The sequence below is a fragment of the Mesorhizobium sp. B2-7-3 genome, assembly GCF_006440715.1.
GTDB classification, from domain to species: Bacteria; Pseudomonadota; Alphaproteobacteria; order Rhizobiales; family Rhizobiaceae; genus Mesorhizobium; species Mesorhizobium australicum.
Map to the genome: position 1 here is coordinate 190,357 of NZ_VFTY01000009.1, position 16,257 is coordinate 206,613.

At 66.0% G+C, this 16,257-nt stretch carries 11 protein-coding genes; 3 read left to right on the plus strand and 8 right to left on the minus strand.

Annotation, left to right across the window (positions count from 1 at the left end; translation table 11 throughout):
* Positions 1 to 78 precede the first annotated feature (78 nt).
* From ligD to FJW04_RS21145, 6 genes are all read right to left on the minus strand, one after another.
* Positions 79 to 2,586 (minus strand): DNA ligase D, encoded by a 2,508-nt coding sequence (gene ligD, locus FJW04_RS21120; RefSeq protein WP_140716455.1) that lies wholly within the window; start codon positions 2,584 to 2,586, stop codon positions 79 to 81.
* Between the two features lie 94 nt (positions 2,587 to 2,680).
* Positions 2,681 to 2,905 carry a hypothetical protein gene (locus FJW04_RS21125; protein ID WP_015316844.1) on the minus strand — a complete coding sequence of 75 codons (225 nt, stop codon included), beginning with the start codon at positions 2,903 to 2,905 and terminating at the stop codon, positions 2,681 to 2,683.
* Positions 2,906 to 3,017: 112 nt separating this feature from the next.
* Positions 3,018 to 4,166: a GNAT family N-acetyltransferase gene (locus FJW04_RS21130; protein WP_246673940.1), complete on the minus strand. Its 1,149-nt coding sequence runs from the start codon at positions 4,164 to 4,166 to the stop codon at positions 3,018 to 3,020.
* A 109-nt stretch (positions 4,167 to 4,275) separates the two neighbouring features.
* Positions 4,276 to 5,496 carry a GNAT family N-acetyltransferase gene (locus FJW04_RS21135; protein WP_140716459.1) on the minus strand — a complete coding sequence of 407 codons (1,221 nt, stop codon included), beginning with the start codon at positions 5,494 to 5,496 and terminating at the stop codon, positions 4,276 to 4,278.
* Positions 5,497 to 5,505: 9 nt separating this feature from the next.
* Positions 5,506 to 6,807 (minus strand): hypothetical protein, encoded by a 1,302-nt coding sequence (locus FJW04_RS21140; protein ID WP_015316841.1) that lies wholly within the window; start codon positions 6,805 to 6,807, stop codon positions 5,506 to 5,508.
* Positions 6,804 to 7,973, minus strand: a complete 1,170-nt coding sequence (locus tag FJW04_RS21145) for a glycosyltransferase family 4 protein (protein ID WP_140716461.1) — start codon at positions 7,971 to 7,973, stop codon at positions 6,804 to 6,806. Before FJW04_RS21145 ends, FJW04_RS21140 begins: the two co-directional genes overlap by 4 nt.
* Positions 7,974 to 8,413: 440 nt before the next feature.
* Here FJW04_RS21145 and FJW04_RS21150 point away from each other — a divergent pair, with 440 nt between their 5' ends.
* On the plus strand, positions 8,414 to 9,583 hold the full coding sequence (locus FJW04_RS21150; protein ID WP_140716463.1) for a DUF1972 domain-containing protein: 1,170 nt from the start codon (positions 8,414 to 8,416) through the stop codon (positions 9,581 to 9,583).
* Entirely contained in the window at positions 9,580 to 10,848 is a 1,269-nt protein-coding gene (locus FJW04_RS21155) for a cellulase family glycosylhydrolase (protein ID WP_140716465.1), read from the plus strand. The genes FJW04_RS21150 and FJW04_RS21155 overlap by 4 nt, the downstream gene beginning before the upstream one ends.
* A gap of 45 nt (positions 10,849 to 10,893) precedes the next feature.
* Here the strand turns inward: FJW04_RS21155 and FJW04_RS21160 are convergent, their stop codons facing one another.
* Both FJW04_RS21160 and FJW04_RS21165 read right to left on the minus strand, forming a co-directional pair.
* Positions 10,894 to 12,240, minus strand: a complete 1,347-nt coding sequence (locus FJW04_RS21160) for a VpsF family polysaccharide biosynthesis protein (protein WP_181173016.1) — start codon at positions 12,238 to 12,240, stop codon at positions 10,894 to 10,896.
* Position 12,241: 1 nt separating this feature from the next.
* Positions 12,242 to 14,374 carry a Wzz/FepE/Etk N-terminal domain-containing protein gene (locus FJW04_RS21165; protein ID WP_140716467.1) on the minus strand — a complete coding sequence of 711 codons (2,133 nt, stop codon included), beginning with the start codon at positions 14,372 to 14,374 and terminating at the stop codon, positions 12,242 to 12,244.
* Positions 14,375 to 14,657: 283 nt separating this feature from the next.
* On the opposite strand from FJW04_RS21165, the gene FJW04_RS21170 reads away from it, so the two are divergent.
* Complete coding sequence (locus FJW04_RS21170; protein ID WP_140716469.1) at positions 14,658 to 16,181, plus strand: formyl transferase; 1,524 nt, start codon at positions 14,658 to 14,660, stop codon at positions 16,179 to 16,181.
* Positions 16,182 to 16,257: the final 76 nt, after the last annotated feature.

Below are 16,257 nucleotides of genomic sequence, written 5' to 3' on the forward strand. Positions count from 1 at the left end.
GGGTCTTCGCGACGGAGCTTCGCTCCTGCTTCGCCCTAGGATGACGAGGTTCAGGAGCCCTGGTCGTCGAAGGGCGCCTCAAAGCCCGTTTACCTTTCCCGAGACCACCGGCAGATCCCTGGCGAAGTCGTCGATCTCAGCCCACGGATCGCCCGACGTCTCCAGCAACCCCGGCAGCGACGCATAATTTAAATCCTGCGGTGCATCGATCGCCTCCAGATCGGCCCAGCTCACCGGTGTCGAGGCCGGCAGGTTGGTGCGGGCGCGCAGCGAATAGGGCGCGGCCGAGGTGTGGCCACGCGCGTTGCGGTGATAGTCGATGAAGATGCGCCGCTTGCGGTTTTCCTTGCCCATTGTGGTGGTGAAGGTGTCGGGCGCGGTGGCCGCTAGATGCGTTGATATGGCGCTGGTTGCCTGATGCAGCTTCTTCCAGTTCTGCTTTTGCGTCACCGGCACGGTGATGTGGATACCGCTGCCGCCGGAGGTTTTTGCGAACGGCACCAGGCCAAGCCCCTCCAGCTCGCCCTTGATGTGCACGGCGGCCTCCACCACCTCGCGCCAGGAAATCCCCTCGCCCGGGTCGAGGTCGAGGACGATCTGGTCGGGCTTGTCGAGGCTCGAGCGATGCGTGCCCCAGGTGTGGAACTCGACGACGCCGAACTGCGCCAGCGCCAGGTATCCTTTCGCGCCCTCGACCGAGAGATAGGACTTGGTCTCGCCCTCGGAATTGGTCGCCTGGAACGTCACCACCGAAGGCGGCATGCCGGTGAACGCATGACGCTGGAAGAAGCAGTCCTTGGGCAGGCCGGTCGGGCAGCGCACCAGCGACACCGGGCGGCCAAGGATGTGCGGCAGCATGAAGTCGCCGACCAGCGCGTAATAGACGGCGATGTCGAGCTTGGTCGGGCCGGTCTTGCCGAACAGCCGCCGCGTCGGGTTTGTCACCCAGATGGTGGCGAGATCGGTTTCGGCGATCAGGCGCTTGCGCGTCGAGGAGACCGGCGTCGACAGGCCGACATCCCTGAGGCCCCGGAACACACCGTGGCGCAACGAATTGTCCGCGGTTCGATTGGCGTAGTGGATGCGCGCCGAAAACAGCGGCTTGACCCAATGCATCTCGCGCATGATTTCACGCGGCACGCCTTCCGGCGGCGTGGCGCCGGATGTGAGCGGCCCAAGCCGGGCCAGCAGGTCGGCCGCGGTCCCGGCATCGAAGCCGGTGCCGACCTTGCCGCGATAGTGCAGTTCGCCGTCCACCCACTCGGCCATGCCGAGCGCGGCCAGCCCCTCGGCCGCGTCCGAAATGGTGTAGCCGGCGATGACGAAATCGTCCTTTTCGAGTGCCTTGGTCTTGGTCCAGCTCTTGGTGCGGCCGCTCTGATAGATCGCGGTGGCGCGCTTGGAGACCACGCCCTCCAGGCCGAGTTCCGTCACCTGGTCGTAAAGCGCTTGCCCAGAACCTTCGACATGGTCGGAGAACTGGATCGCGGAGTTGGCGCCAAGCCCGCCAAGCAGTTCGGCCAACAGCGCCTTGCGCCGGATGAGCGGCACCTTCATCAGGTCCCAGCCGTCGAGATGCAGCAGGTCGAAGGCGTAGAAATGCAGCTTGCTGCCGGCGCCCGCTGCCAGCGCGTCCTGCAACAGCGCAAAGCGGGAAATGCCCTTGGCATCGAGCACGACGATCTCGCCGTCGACGGTCGCCTCGCGGCACGGCAGGTTGGCGAACGCATGTGGCAAGTCGCCATAGCGTCTCGTCCAGTCGATGCCGCCGCGCGTGATCAGCCGCACCTCCCCGTCGGAGATATGCGCCATGGTGCGGTAACCGTCGAATTTGATCTCGTGCAGCCAGGGCTCGTTCGTATTCTCGGCAAGGCCTTCGCCGCCCGGCGGCTTCGGCACCTGGCTCGCCAGTTGCGGCTCGATGCGGCTCAGCGCTGGCGCCTTGGCCGCGCCCGGCAGGTCGCCCGGCTTCAGCGAACCGGGCTTTGGCGCGGACTTCGCGGCCGGCTTAGGTGGCGCTGCCAGCTCCTCGATGCGCAAGCCGGATTTCACGCTTTCCGGCCGCGCTTCAAGGATATTCAGCCCCGTGTCGGCGGCGAGGTCGCGCTCCTTGAACAGCAGCCAGTTCTTCTTGTTCTCGTCTTCGCCGGGCTTTGGCTTCAGCCGGGTCAACATCCAGCCGCCATTGAGCTTTTCGCCGGCCAGCCGGAACTTGAAGGCGCCGGTGCGCAGGCTTTTGTCGACATCGTCCATCGGCGCCCAGCTGCCGGTGTCCCAGACGATCATCGGCCCGCCGCCATATTCGCCTTCGGGAATGACGCCCTCGAAATCGATGTATTCGAGCGGATGGTCCTCGGTCTCCACCGCCAGCCTTTTGTCGGCTGGGTTGAGCGAGGGCCCGCGCGGCACCGCCCAGCTTTTCAAGACATCGCCGACCTGCAGGCGCAGATCGTAGTGGTCCGCCGTGGCGTGATGCTTATGGATGACGAAGCGGTTGCCGCCCCCCGTCATCAGCCCGCCGGCCGGCTCCGGCGTCTTCGAGAATTCGCGCTTGGCGCGATAGGATCCGAGCTTGGCGGGCGGCATGTCAAAAGCCGAGCCTGGCGGAAACCAACAACCGCCTTGTTCCTTCGCGCCGTGGGGCGCTACCCTGGCACCGCTCGCGATTTATCACGTGGTCTCAGTCGTCCGTCGCCGGCGTCAGCTCCAGCTCGGCCGGCGACAAACCCTGCTGCAACTGGCTCAGCCGGAACTCATCCACCCAGTAGGCCTCGCCGTCGACCAGCACGCGCGCACTGTAGGTGCCGCCTGAGAAACGCTGCGCGGTGACATAGACCTTGTGGCGGTCAAGTGCCTTGCGCACCGCGGCGCGCTTGGAGTTCTGGCCGTTCACGGCAGTGGACATGCGCTTCGCCCTCGGTCGCCTGACACGGAACTCGGCCGCTCTTGGCCGCCTGGCGACTGGCCCCAAGGATGGCGGAGACGCGCGCGCCTGTCAATTTCGCGGGCGGCGTCCTTCAGGTCTTCAACCGCCGCAAACGGCGCATCACGCCCTGCACGGCCTTGTAAAGCCGCGGCTTGGAGCGCACAAACAGCTCGGCCTTGCAGCGCAGCCTGATATAGGCGGTCGAGCCCCTGCCCTTCAGCGTCATCGCCTCGCACAGTTCGGCCAGCACCGAGTTCGAGGCGCCGATATGCTGCTTGTATCCCTGTCCGCCGACCGAGAGGTCGAAATAGCCGAGCCCTTGCGCCCGTGCCCACACCATCAGCTTGCCGATCATCGTCAGGCCCGGCGCGACGTTGGCCACCGCGTCCTGGTCGATCCCGAGCAGCAGGGCGTGCAAGGTGCCCTTCATGACCAGCACGTACATGACAGCGAGATAGGCCTGGCCGACGCGCAGCCCGAACAGCCGCACCGAGCCGTCGGAAAGCCCCTGCAGGGCGGCGTTGCGGTAGAACTCCACGATCGGCGCCTGCGTCAAAAGGTCGAAGCGCCCGAGTTCGCGAAAGCGGTTGAGCCTGAGGTCGAGCAGTCTGCCGAACTGCTCCTCGATCATCTCAGGCGTCTCGGCTTCGACCAGTGCGAGGCCTCCGAGTTGTTCGAAGCGGCGGCAGTGCTTGTTGAAATTCTTGGTGAAGGAGGATTTGCAGATACGCTTGACCAGCGTCTCCGGCTCGCCATCCATGACCAGACCCGAGGCGATCTGAATGGAGTCGCGCGCCGCCGAAAGCAGCGCCAGCGGATTGGCCACGCCGTGGATTTCCCGCGGAATCCCCGCAATATGGATGCGGTCGGCGGGCGGCAGCACGGCGCGGACCGCGGCCCAGGCGGCGTCGGCGTTTTGCCTGGTCCAAGGCCTGGCATCGGCCAGCAGCGGCGCCGAATAATCGCACACGCCGCAGCTCAGCCATTCGATCACGGAGTGGCCGAGCGCCCGGCGCCGCATCAGCGGCAGCAGCATGACATGCACGCCCGTGGCGGCATCATTGACCTCGACGACGAGCAGCTCGGCGCTTTTGGGCATCAGCCGCCCGGCGATCCCTTCCACCCAGGCAAGGCCCTGGTGGCCGGTGCACAAACCAGTCTCCTCAAGACGCTGCCAGAGCTGCCTTACGGTGTCGAAGCTCGTGTGCAGCCGCGCCGTATAGCGCGCGGTGGCGCCCATGCCTGCTCTAACCGGCGAAATCGGTTGAACCGGTGCATTCGCTGTCGCGACCAACCGCACTGCCTGGCTTGCCACATGCCTCTCCCATTCGTTCTGGGGCGCATGGGCATTATCCACGCAAGCGCCGAAAACCCCGCATTGTTCCCTGGACCGCGTTGAGCAGCCTTGGGCTGGAGCGTACGAAAGCCTCGACCCGCCTGCGGAACTCGATGGCGGTGGTCGCCACACTGCCCCGCATCGTGAACCCATGGCAGAGTTCGACCAATACCGAACCCTTGGCGCCCATATGTTCCTTGTAGCTCTGGTTGCCGACCGACAGGTCGAAATATCCAAAGCCTCGTTCGCGCGCCCAGCCGATCAACCTGCCCATGATTGCAAGCCCCGGCGAGACATTGGGCACGACGCCCTGGTCCATTGCTATCAGCAGAGCATGAACAGTCCCTTGATGCACGAGCAGATATTGAACCGCGATCAGAGCCTCGCCGACGAGCAGCCCGAAAAGCCGCACCGAACCGTCCAACAGGCCCTGAACAGCCGCGTTCCGGTAAAATTCGACGATGTTCTCCTGGGTCAGCAGATCGAAGCGACCAAGCTCGCGAAAGCGGTCGAGCCGCATCCGCACCAGTTCGCCGAAGATACGGTCAACCTCGGCCGGCGCCCCGGCCTCGACCAGTTCCACGCTGCCAAGCCGTTCGAGGCGGCGCCAGTCCTTGCCGAATTCCTTGACGAAGGATGGCCTGCAGAGACGCTTGAGCACTGTTTCGGGATCGCCGTCGATGGCGAGGCCGAAAGTGGTCTGGATGGAATCGCGTGTGGCCGACAGCAAGGCCAGCGGATTGGCGACGCCCTGGATCTGTCGGGGAATCCCCACGATGTGGACGCGGTCCGCCGGCGGCAGCGCCGAGCGCACCGCCGCCCACGCAGCCTGCGCGGATTGCCGCGTCCACGGGCTGGCATCGGCCAGCAGCGGTGCCGAATAGTCGCAGACGCCACAGCTCAACCATTCGACCACCCAATGATGGAAGGCCCTGCGCCGCATCAGCGGCACCAGCATCCTGGGTTCGCCGGTCGTGGCGTCGCCCACCTCGACGATGAGGAGTTCGGCGCCTTCCGGCAGCAGCCGCGTGGCGATCCCTTCCGCCCAGGCGTAATTCTGGTGGCCGGTGCACACACCGCTTTCCTGGAGGCGCAGCCAGAGTGGCCTGACCGCCTCGAGGCTGGTGTGCAGTTTTGCCGTATAGGCGTCGTTCGCCGCGACGGAGGTGGGATGCGAGACCTGCCCGCCAGGCAAGTCGGTCATCGCGGCAATTTGCACTGCGTGGCCTGTCACATCCTTCTCCTATCGCTTGACCGCGGCGAACGAAACCGCCCGTCGCCAGGAGCCCAGGCGGCTGTCGCGCTGCTGGTCCGGGTGTTCGATGTTCCACATGCGGTGATGCACGAAATACCATGATGCCACGAGCACGAAGATCTCGGACACCGCCGAACCCAGCAGCGCCCATGGCGGGGAGGCGATCGACAGCAGGATGGCGATCAACGCCAGCCCGACGATGGCGCCGCCCAGGGTTATGAACGCGACGATGCGGAAGTCACCCATTATCTCGAGCACGATGCGGGGCATGATGTAGAGCATGATCGGGACGAAATTCGCGATGACGAAAAACCCGATGAATCCCACCGACGCGTCCTGGAGAGCCTGGGACTTTATCATCGGCAGGACGAACAAGATGGCGCATCCATAGACAACCGCGCCAAGCCCCATGACAACGGCCCACAGCTTTGCCTGCGCCCAGACACGGCGCGTTTCGTTGTTGCGCATCAGCTTGGCGAGTTCGGGCTGCGTCATGTTCACAAAGGCAAGACTGCTGATGCGCAGCGGCGCGAACAGCACCAGCACCGCCGCCAGCGGCGCATAGGCGGCCGGCCCGGCAATGCCCGCGACCAGCAGCGCCAGGCATTGCCCCTGGATGTTGGTGGTGGTGGCGCTGAATGCCGACCAGCAGAGCTGGGACCACAGCCTCGCATAGCGCCGCCGTGTCGGCATGCGGAAGCTGATGCGCATCGTGCGGCGCGCCAGCCTGACCAGGACGAAGATGCCAAACACATTGGCCGCCGCGAGCGCATAGAACACAGTCTGCAGCGCGTCCTTGGCCAGCCAGATCGCCAGGCCGGCCATGACCGTGCCGGCGATCGTGAAGGCGGCATCGCTGACGGAAACGATCACCTGCTGGCGGCGCGCGAAGAAGGCCGTGCGCATGTGGCTGCGCAGCGACCATGCGCCGACGAAACAGCCCGCGGCAATTCCGCTGGGGTCGCCCAAGAGACGCATCACGATCGCCGTGCCGACGGCCATCAGCAAGGCAACGACCAGCGCCGCCGTCCCGAAGGCAACGTCATAGGCATCGACGCCGGCGCTGTTGGTGCTCTTGCCCATCCATATCGAGGCCGGAACGGCGGTGAGCGACCTGATGTAGGACAGGCCGACGCCGCCCATCACCATGCCGATGGCAAAGAGGCCGTAGCCTTGCGCCGAAAGCATGTGCAGCAGCGCGATGTTGAGGGCGAAGTGGAAGCCGCTCTGCATCGCCTCGCCGCCGATCATCAGCACGAGACGCCGCACCAGATGGCCAGGAAGTTTCACGGCCGTGTCTCCGCCTGGCGGGCGGTTGCCGCCCGCCCCGGCCTCGCTATGGGTGTCTTCAGCTTGTCGGCGGCTATCGCCGCGATCGCCGCCGCCGCGACCGGTTCGCTGAAGACCGCCTCGTAGCGCGCCCGCCCGGCAGCGACAAAGGAGCGCCAGGCCTCGGGCCGCAGGATGATCTCCTCGAGTTTGGCTGCAAGGGCGGCGGCATCGCCGGGCGGAACATGCCAGCCGGTCTCACCGTCGCTCACCACCTCGACCAGCCCGCCGATCGCCGACACCAGCGGCGGCCGGCCGTAGGCCATCGCCTCGATGGCGACGCGGCCGAGCGATTCGGGACGCCGCGAGGGCACGGTGACGATATCGGCCCAGCGATAATGCTCGGAGGGATCGGGGATGAAGGGCAGCACGCTGACGCGTCCGCCGAGCCCCATGCTGCCGACCAGTTCGGCGAGCGCGCGTTCGCGCTCGGTACTTTCGAAGGCGCCGCCGACCAGCCGCACCTCGATCCTCGACTTGAGTTCCGCCGGCAACGAGGCGATCGCCTCCAAAAGCACTTCCTGGCCCTTGATCCTGTTGATGCGGCCAAGCAGCAGCACCTTGAGCGGCCGCTTGCCGTCATAGGTCGTCGCTTCGGCCGCGGCCGGGCCGGCAACGCCGTTATAGACCACATGGGAGCGCGCGTATCTGGGCTCGCCGAACGCGGCGCGTGTGGCGCGCGAGTTGAAGATGAGATCGGCATGGCTCCAGTGCATCAGGCCGACTAGGATCCTGCGCATGGCGCCTTCGGGAATTTCGTGGATGTGCAGCACGGCCTTGTGCGGCAGCAGGCGCGCGGCAAGCGCATAGTCGGCCACGATCGAGGTGTTGACATAGGTGAGATCGCAATCCCGGAGCCGCCGCCAGGCCCTCAGCACCGCGACCGGCAGCCGCGCCATCTCGATGGTGGCAAGGCGCGCAATCGCCTGGCGCCTCAGCACCCAGAGCGGCTCGAAGACGATCCGGGTCGCATGCGGTTCGAGGATCCGCACGATCGGTCCGCTGCGCGGCAGGACGACCTCGATATCGGCTGAAGGAAACGCGGCGCGCAACGCGGCGACGCTCTCCGCGAAGCTGCGATCGGAACCATAGAGTTCATAGCCCTGATGGACGCATGCAATCCGCATATTCCCATGCATCTTTCTGCCAGGGGTAGTTTGACGATCCCGCCGCCTGACAGAACAGGCGACTGGAGACTTCAAGCCCAACACCCCTTTGGACTTCACTTGTTGCCGGCATGGTGACGAGCGGATGTAGAACCCGGATCACCATACCAAATGCTGCACGTCCTCCGCCGGTGTGGCGCACAGAAGTCCATGAGCAAGGATCATGCCGGCCCTGATTTCTCCGTCTGCAGGTCGCCCGGTCGCGGCATTGCCTTGTTTCGATACACATACGCTGGGATAGTTGACCGATAGTGAAACAACTCCGGCCGCTGGAAGAAATATTTTACACCCCGGTGCGATGATGGCTGGAACTGAGTCTGGCACGGGTATTCGCTGGGCTGTGTTTCCAGAGGGACGGCCGCGCATTGCGGAATCGAGCGGACTTGAAAGCGCCAGCAGCCATGAAACCTGAAATGCCCACCATCCTGATCCTCGGGACGCGCGGCATTCCAGCGGCCCATGGTGGCTTTGAAACCTTCGCCGAGAGGCTGGCGCTGTTTCTTGCCGGGCGCGGCTGGAAGGTCGGCGTCTATTGCCAGGAGGAGGTCGAGCGGGTCGACCAAAGGGTGCGTGTCGACACCTGGAACGGCATCGATCTCATCCATGTCCAGGTCGCCTCGAAAGGTCCCCGCGCGACGCTGGAATTCGACTGGCAATGCGTGCTCGACGCTGCCCGGCGGCCCGGCATCTGCCTGGTGCTCGGCTATAATGGCGCGGTCTTCCTGACCTGGCTGAGGCTGATGCGGCGCAAGATCATCACCAACATGGACGGCATCGAGTGGCGCCGGCCAAAATGGGGTATGGCTGCGCGCACATGGTTCTGGCTAAACGAATGGATCGGCGCCTGGGCCTCGCACCGCCTGGTCGCCGACCATCCGGTGATCGCGGATCACCTGGCGACGCGCCGGCCGCGCAGCGCCATCGCCACCATCACCTATGGCGCCGACCCGGTGACATCGGCACCGGAGGCGCCGGTGCGCGCGCTCGGCCTTGAGCCTGGCGCCTACCTGATCTCGATCGCGCGTATCGAGCCCGACAACAACATTCTGCCCATGGTCGAAGCCTTCTGCAGCCAGAAGCGCGACATGAAGCTGGTGGTCCTGGGCACGCTTTCCCCCGATATCCCTTACCATGTCGCCGTCCGCAAGGCGGCGAACGCCTCGGTGGTGCTGCCCGGCGCCATCTACGACCAGGCGGCGGTGAAGGCGCTGCGTTTTCACGCGCGCGCCTATCTGCATGGCCACACCGTCGGCGGCACCAACCCGTCGCTGGTCGAGGCGTTGGCCGCCGGCAACATGGTGATCGCCCACGACAACCCCTATAACAGATGGACCGCCGGCGCGGCCGCCATCTATTTCACCGACCGGCAGAGTTGCGCCGAGCGGATGCGGCAGGCGATGGAGGATGACGCGTTGGTCAGGACCTGCGGCGCGGCCGCGAGAGCCCGCGCCAACGAAGCTTTCCGCTGGGACGATGTCCTGCTTGCCTATGAAACCGAAGCCTACCGGCTTCTGGGCGTGAGCGCCGCCGCAGCCCAGCCGGTCGACCGTCCCTCGCCCGGCGCCGTATGACGGGCTGGTCGCGACGGCGGCTGCTGAGGACCGCGCTGTCGACGGCGCTGGTGCCCGCAACGGCAGCACTCTCGTCCGCATCGCCCGCGCTGGCCGCCACCGGCGAACGGCGTTTTCGCCGCGGCGTCAACGCCTGGCCCTGGTTCGCGCTGACGCGTGAGTTTCCCGCGCCGCGCACCGACTATGACTGGCCGCCCTTCCAGTCGCAGCGGCCGGTGCCGACACCGGACGACCTTCGCCGGCTGCGCCGGACCGGGCTCGACTTCGTCCGCCTGCCGGTCGATCCCGGCCCGTTCCTGGCCGCCGATGCCGCCACGCGCACAAAATTGCTGGCGATGCTGGACGATGCCGTCGCGGCAGTCATCGATGCGGATCTCGGCATCATCGTCAACGTGCAGGCCAACGGCGCCACACATTACTGGAATCCCGACCGCATGGTCTCCAGCACGGCCGCGCCCGAATTCGAAGCCTATCGCGCGCTGGTCGGCACGCTTGCCAACAGGCTGCAGCGGTTCCCGTCGGGCGTGGTGGCGCTGGAACCGGTCAACGAACCGCCGCAATCCTGCTCCTCCAACGTCTGGTCGAACGTCCAGGCGGCCCTCCTGACGGCGGCCAGGGCGTCATCCCAGACGTTGCCGTTGGTCGTCACCGGCGGCTGCGGCTCGATGGTGAGCGGGCTTGCCGCGCTCGATCCGGAACCGCTGGCGGCCTTCGAGCCGATCCTGTTCACCTTCCATTTCTACGAACCCTATCTGTTCAGCCATCAGGGCGCACCCTGGATGCGCGAGCCGGTCTACCGCGCGCTCAACAACGTGCCATGGCCAGCCTCCGCCGGTTCGCTCGAACGGACGCTGGCCTCGGTCAGGGCCCGCATGGCCGGGGACACCGAAACCTCGGAAGCGGACAAGCAGGCCGCCTATGCCGAAACCGAACGCGTGCTGAAGGTCTATTTCGACGCCAGGCCAGATCGCTGGTTCGTCGACAAATATATCGGCCAGGCGCGCGATTGGGCCGACAGCCACGGCATCGCCCCGACGCGCGTCATCATGGGCGAATTCGGCGCGCTGCGCACCGACGCCCGCTACGTCGCCGCCCCCAATCCCGACCGCGCCCGCTACATCGCCGATCTCAGGCAGAGCGCCGAGGCATCCGGCTTCCCCTGGGCCTTCTGGGACCTGTTCGACGGCATGGGCATGATGGACGACAAAACCCGCTCGCTCGACCCGGCGATGGTGGATGCACTCGGGTTAAGGATGCCGGAATAACCGCCTTCCAAATGCGGCCGAGTTCCTTGTCGCCGTAGAGCAGCGCTACCTCGGCACCCCTTGTGCGCCCGGACGCCCCGCCACCTTCACCGGCCTGTAAAGCGCCAGCGCGATCACCACGAACTTGGTCATCAGCGTCGTCTTGGACGCCAGGCTTTCGGAGGTGTTGAGCAGGATCAGCCAGCCCAGCATCGGCAGCCAGATGCCGGGATGGCAGCGGCGTGCCACTTCGTGCATGAACAGCGCGAAGCCGAAAAACAACAGCAGGGTGAAGAAGGCGCCCTGATAGAGGAGCAGGCGGATGATCGGGTTCTCGATACCCTGTTCGAGGCCGTTGATGCGGCGCAGGCTTTCGATGAGATCGATGTCGGGCCCCACGATCAAGTCGCGCAGTTCGAAATGCTTGAACAACTCGAACATTTCGACGCGGGCATTGGCGCTGCCGCTGTCGGACACGAAGCGCTCCAGCAGCGCGTCGAAGAAGCCGTAGGAGAACAGCATGACCACCACGACCGGCAGCAGCGAGGCGAGCATGACGGCAAGGGCGGCACCCGGCAGGCTGATGCGTCCTCGCCGCAGATAAGCCACGCCACTGAAAAGCAGATAGATGCCGCCGAGCGCGATCGTCGTCACCATCGCCGAGCGCCCGCCAAATGCGACCAGCGCCGCGCATTGCAGGCCGATCAGCCCGAGCCGCAGCGGCATGGACAGGGATTTCGAACCGGAGAGCAGCGCCAGCACATAGATCGAGGTGATCGTGGCGTTAGACAGAGGATGGCCCTGGAGCGCCGTCGAGCGCAGGTCGTTCATGAACACCTCGCCGTCGAGCCGGTAGGGAAAGACCAGCGTCTTGGTGGCGAACTCGAACAGCGCCAGCAGCGCGTTGACCGTCATCACCGCGTGCACCACGGTTTGCATGCGGGCGAACGTCTTTTCGTCGGCCTCGGCCAGCATCATCACCAGCAGCGCCGCCGCCACGAACGTGTCGATCATGCCGGCCATGCCGGGGCGCTGCCTGACGATGACGACGACCAGCAGCATGATCGACATGACGGCCAGCAGCGCGCTGGCCGGCCGCCTGTCGGCGATGGCCAGCGTATAGCCGACCGGGTTGCCGAACGTGCAGGCGCGCCAGGCAAACATCAGCACGAGCAGATAGGTGGAAGGATGGATCTTGGTCGCCGGATTGCCCGTCAGGCCGTCGTAATTGTAGCCCACCAGCCACAGCATGCCGCCCGAAATGCTGAACAGCAGCGCCACCACCGCGACCAGGCCGTAGCCGGTCACCCAGTCGACGGAATTGCCGGTGCGGGGCGCGGTCGGGGCTTGACCCTGGCCAGCCCAGCCGGCCGCCGGGGTGGCGGACCGGGCGGCGCCCCGGATGGCAGCCATGTCAGGCCGCCTCGTCGACCAGCAAGGCGCCGGTCGGCAACCGCCCCATGACCGAAATGGCTTGCGAGGCCGCCGTGACGTCGCGCATCGGCGTCGCGTTCAGCGTGGCGACGAGCACGATCTCGTCGACCATGGCGACCAGCGGTGAGGCGTTGAGATTGTCGGCCAGCGCGCCGCCATCGACGACGACGAGTTCGAAATTGCGGCTCGCCTGGGCCAGCATATGCTGTGTGAAATAGACGCCCTGCGCCTCGGAAAAAGCAGCCTTCGGCCGACCCTTGCCCAGAAGCGCGACGTTGCTGCCGGGCGCGTATTGGCTGAGCGCTTCGAAGGCGTATTCGCCGCGCAGCACGTCGAGGAGACCTGGCTGCGGCTCCTTCTGGCTGCCGCCGGTATTGTTGGTGTCGATGAACAGGACACGGCTGCCCCTGGCAGCCGCCGCGTTGGCCAGCAGGCGCGCCACCCGGCCCCGCTGCGCGGCGTCCTCTGGCGCCGACGTCACCAGGATCGACGGTACCAGTGGCCAGTTCGGCGGACGCCGGCTGGAGGAGAACAGGCGTCTCAACGCCAGGCCGGCGACGGCGTCCATCTTCTGTCCGGCCGGCGCGGCGGCGCCGCCGAAAGGCCACCAGCGGCGGCGCGCTGATTTTGCCGGCAGCACGCCCACCACGGGCGCGTCGATGGCCGATTGCATCTGCGCGCTGGAAAGCACCGTCGGCGATGAATATTCCGCGATCAGCGCCATGCCGGTGCCGAGCCCCAGCCCGCCGAAGAACGCGCCGAATACCAGCAGCAACAGCGGCGGCCAGCTCTTCTTCAGGGCCGGCATGGCGTCGGAGATGATGCGCGCATTGGTGCTGTCGACATTGACCTGCTCGCGCGTTTCCTGCGCCCGCTGCAGATAGGTGGCATAGACGGAGCGCACCGCCTCGAGATCGCGTTGCAGTTCGCGCAGCTTGACCGAGGCCTGGTCGGTGTCGAGCGACTTGCTCTTCATGCCCGCGACCTTCGCTTCCAGCGCCTGTTGGTTGGCCAGCGCGCGCTCGTAGTCGGTTTCGGCGGCGGCGGCGATACGACCGAGTTCGCGCGCGATGAGCGCGCGCGTGTCGCGCAATTGCTGCTGGGCCGCCATCATCGAAGGATGGCGCGGCCCGAGCTCCGTGCCGAGCTGCGAAACCTGGTCGACAAGTGTCGCCTCCTGCGCCCGCAGGCTCGAAATCACCGCCGAGCGCATCGCTTCCGAGGTCGCGTCCGGCGCGCCGCCGGACCGGCGCAACTGGTCGACCTGCGCCTTCAGCGTCGCGGTGCGGCTCTGCGCGGCGGCGAGCTGCGTGTTGATCTCGGTCAGTTCCTGGTCACTGACCAGATTGCCGGCGGCCATCACCATGTTGTTGGCCGACCTGTAGGCCTCGACCGCATTCTCGGCCCGCTGGACGCGCTTGCGCTGCTCGTCCAGCCGCGCCGTGATCGAGTCGGAAGCATCCGTGGCCATCTTCGCGCGCGCGCTCGCCTGATCCGCCAGGTAGGCCTGCGCGATGGCATTGGCGAGCTTCGCCGCCTTGTCGGCGCTCTTGGCGGTAACGATCACGTCGAGGACCAGCACCTTGTCGGCCCGCTTGACCGCAAGCCGCCGGCGCAGCGCATCGAGCGTCTTGCCCGCCTTGTCGGTTTCGGCCGAGCCCGAGCCCAGCACGCCGCCGAGCAGGCGGCTCAACAACCCGCCCTGCCCGTTGAATTCCGGGTCCTCGGTCAGGTTGGTCGCCGCGATTGCCCTGAGCAGCACGCCGCTCGACTGGACGACGGCAACCTGGCTTTCCACCATGGTGATGCCGCCATCAGGCGGAACGCGGCTCGGATTGACGTCGTTGGTGACCACCTGCAGATCCTGCGGATCGACGATGATCTCCGCCACCGAGCTGTAAAGCGCCGGCGTGAACAGTCCATAGAGCAGCGCCCCGAGGGTCAGCAGCGCGGCGGTGGCGAGGATCAGGAAACGGCGGCGCACCAGAATGCGCTTCAGGTCACCCAGCTCGACGGTCGAGGACGGATAGGACGCGGCCGGCGGTGGCTCCGGCGCATATTGCATCACCTCTGGAGCGTGTTGTTGCGGCAACGAGAGCAGGGATGATTGCAAAGGTCGCTCCGACAACACTCCATGTGCCCCAAAAGCTTAAATTGCGGCTTAAGCTTAGCTATTACTCCAAGTGTTAAAACACTGTTAATTATGTTGGGAGCTCTTCTGATTTTTGGCACGGAGTTTGCGTAACAGAGGCATGGGCCGTGTTGACAGGGCGCAAGCGAGCGGGAAACGAATGGAAATGGAGCAACATCTTCCTCCAGTCCGACCGTCGCCCACCGATCGTGCCTAAAAATCGAACACCGGCCAATACCGAACATCAGAATTCTAGGGGTGCGACATGCAGGTGAGCCTGCGCCTGGACAGCGACTGCCTCCGTGCTTTTCACCTGCTGCTGCTGCAGCGCCTGGCCGCGCTCGCCGAGGTCGCGGTCAGCGTCGACGCACGCCCAGCCGGGAGCGGCATTCCAGGCAGCGTCGCGGCACTGTTCCAGCTTGAAACGGTCATCCATGGCTTGCCCGCGGACGGACTGGCCAAGCGCCTGCCGTTGTCGGCGCTGGCACCCTACCGCACGCAGCCCGCCGCCGCGCCCGACCTCGTGCTCGACCTCTGCGGCGATGTGCGAATGGAAGGAACACGCGTCTGGCATGTGACCTATGACGGCGCCGGCGGCGAAGCGGCCCTGCTGGCGTCGGTGCTCGACGGCCGGACCCCGCGGGCCTGCATCGAGGAGAACGGCGCCGTCATCGCCGAAGGACGCCTGGGCACCGAATATGGCGGCATCGCGCTCGCCTCGTTCCAGGACATGCTGGCGCGCACGGCAAGCCTGATCCTGGCGGCGGTGACGGGCGCGGCGCGGGGCGCCCTGCCCGCCCTGCCCGAGCCGGAGGACGGCAGGGGGCCGCCATCGCTGCCCTCGGCCGGCAAGCTCGGCGTCAGGGCGGGCAAGGCATTGGCGCGCCGCGTCGTCCAGAAGATCTACCATCTCTGCTACAACGCCCCGCACTGGAAGGTCGGCTGGCGCGAGGCTGGCGGGCGGGATCTGTTCGACCTGCGCGCGCATCCGGCCTCTGGCTGGCGAGAACTGCCCGACGACGGCAGCCGCTTCTACGCCGATCCGTTCCCGATCCTTCATCAGGGACAGGTAACCCTGTTCGTCGAGGACTATATCCACCGCCTGGGCCGAGCCATCATTTCCGCCGTGCCGTTTGGTCCGTCGGGGCCGATCGGCCGTCCGGAGCCGGTCCTCGATCTGCCCTACCACCTCTCCTACCCCTTCGTCTTCGAGCGTGACGGCGAGGTTTGGATGGTTCCCGAAAGCTGCGCCAACCGGACGGTGGATCTCTACCGCGCCACGGCCTTCCCGGGCGGATGGGTCAAGGAAGCGACGCTGGTGTCCGACATCGTCGCCAGCGACGCCACCTTGGTCGAGCATGGCGGCTCGTGGTGGCTGTTCGCCACCGTCCGGGACGGTGAAGGCAGCGCCCGGGACGGCGGCGGCGCCTTCTCGGACGCGCTGCATCTGTGGTCGGCGCCGGACTTTCGCGGCCCCTGGACGCCGCATCCCAGGAATCCGGTGCTGATCGACATCGCCTCGGCGCGGCCGGCCGGACGCATGGTCGAACGCGACGGCCAGTTGCTGCGTCCAGTACAGGACTGCCGCAGGAGCTACGGCGGCGCCCTTGGCATCGCACGCGTCACTCACCTTGATTTGAACGGCATGGAGCAGCGTGTCGAGACGATCTTAACCCCCGGCGCGCTATGGAGTGGGCGTAAGCTGCACACGCTAAACGAGGCGGGCGGTCTGGAGTTCATCGACGGCTCGGCGATCGCGCCGCGCTGGAAAAGAGGTGGCCGTGGTTAACCTAAACGTTTGTTACTACCGGCTACCCGCGTTGGTTGCTTGAGGTTGATTATGGTCCGGAAGATATTTTCCACCA

Excerpts from the sequence above, each read along its gene's own strand:
- ligD (WP_140716455.1), bottom strand. The coding sequence starts at position 2,586 with ATGCCGCCCGCCAAGCTCGGATCCTATCGCGCCAAGCGCGAATTCTCG.
- FJW04_RS21125 (WP_015316844.1), bottom strand. The coding sequence starts at position 2,905 with ATGTCCACTGCCGTGAACGGCCAGAACTCCAAGCGCGCCGCGGTGCGC.
- FJW04_RS21130 (WP_246673940.1), bottom strand. The coding sequence starts at position 4,166 with ATGGGCGCCACCGCGCGCTATACGGCGCGGCTGCACACGAGCTTCGAC.
- FJW04_RS21145 (WP_140716461.1), bottom strand. The coding sequence starts at position 7,973 with ATGCGGATTGCATGCGTCCATCAGGGCTATGAACTCTATGGTTCCGAT.
- FJW04_RS21150 (WP_140716463.1), top strand. The coding sequence starts at position 8,414 with ATGAAACCTGAAATGCCCACCATCCTGATCCTCGGGACGCGCGGCATT.
- FJW04_RS21155 (WP_140716465.1), top strand. The coding sequence starts at position 9,580 with ATGACGGGCTGGTCGCGACGGCGGCTGCTGAGGACCGCGCTGTCGACG.
- FJW04_RS21160 (WP_181173016.1), bottom strand. The coding sequence starts at position 12,240 with ATGGCTGCCATCCGGGGCGCCGCCCGGTCCGCCACCCCGGCGGCCGGC.
- FJW04_RS21170 (WP_140716469.1), top strand. The coding sequence starts at position 14,658 with ATGCAGGTGAGCCTGCGCCTGGACAGCGACTGCCTCCGTGCTTTTCAC.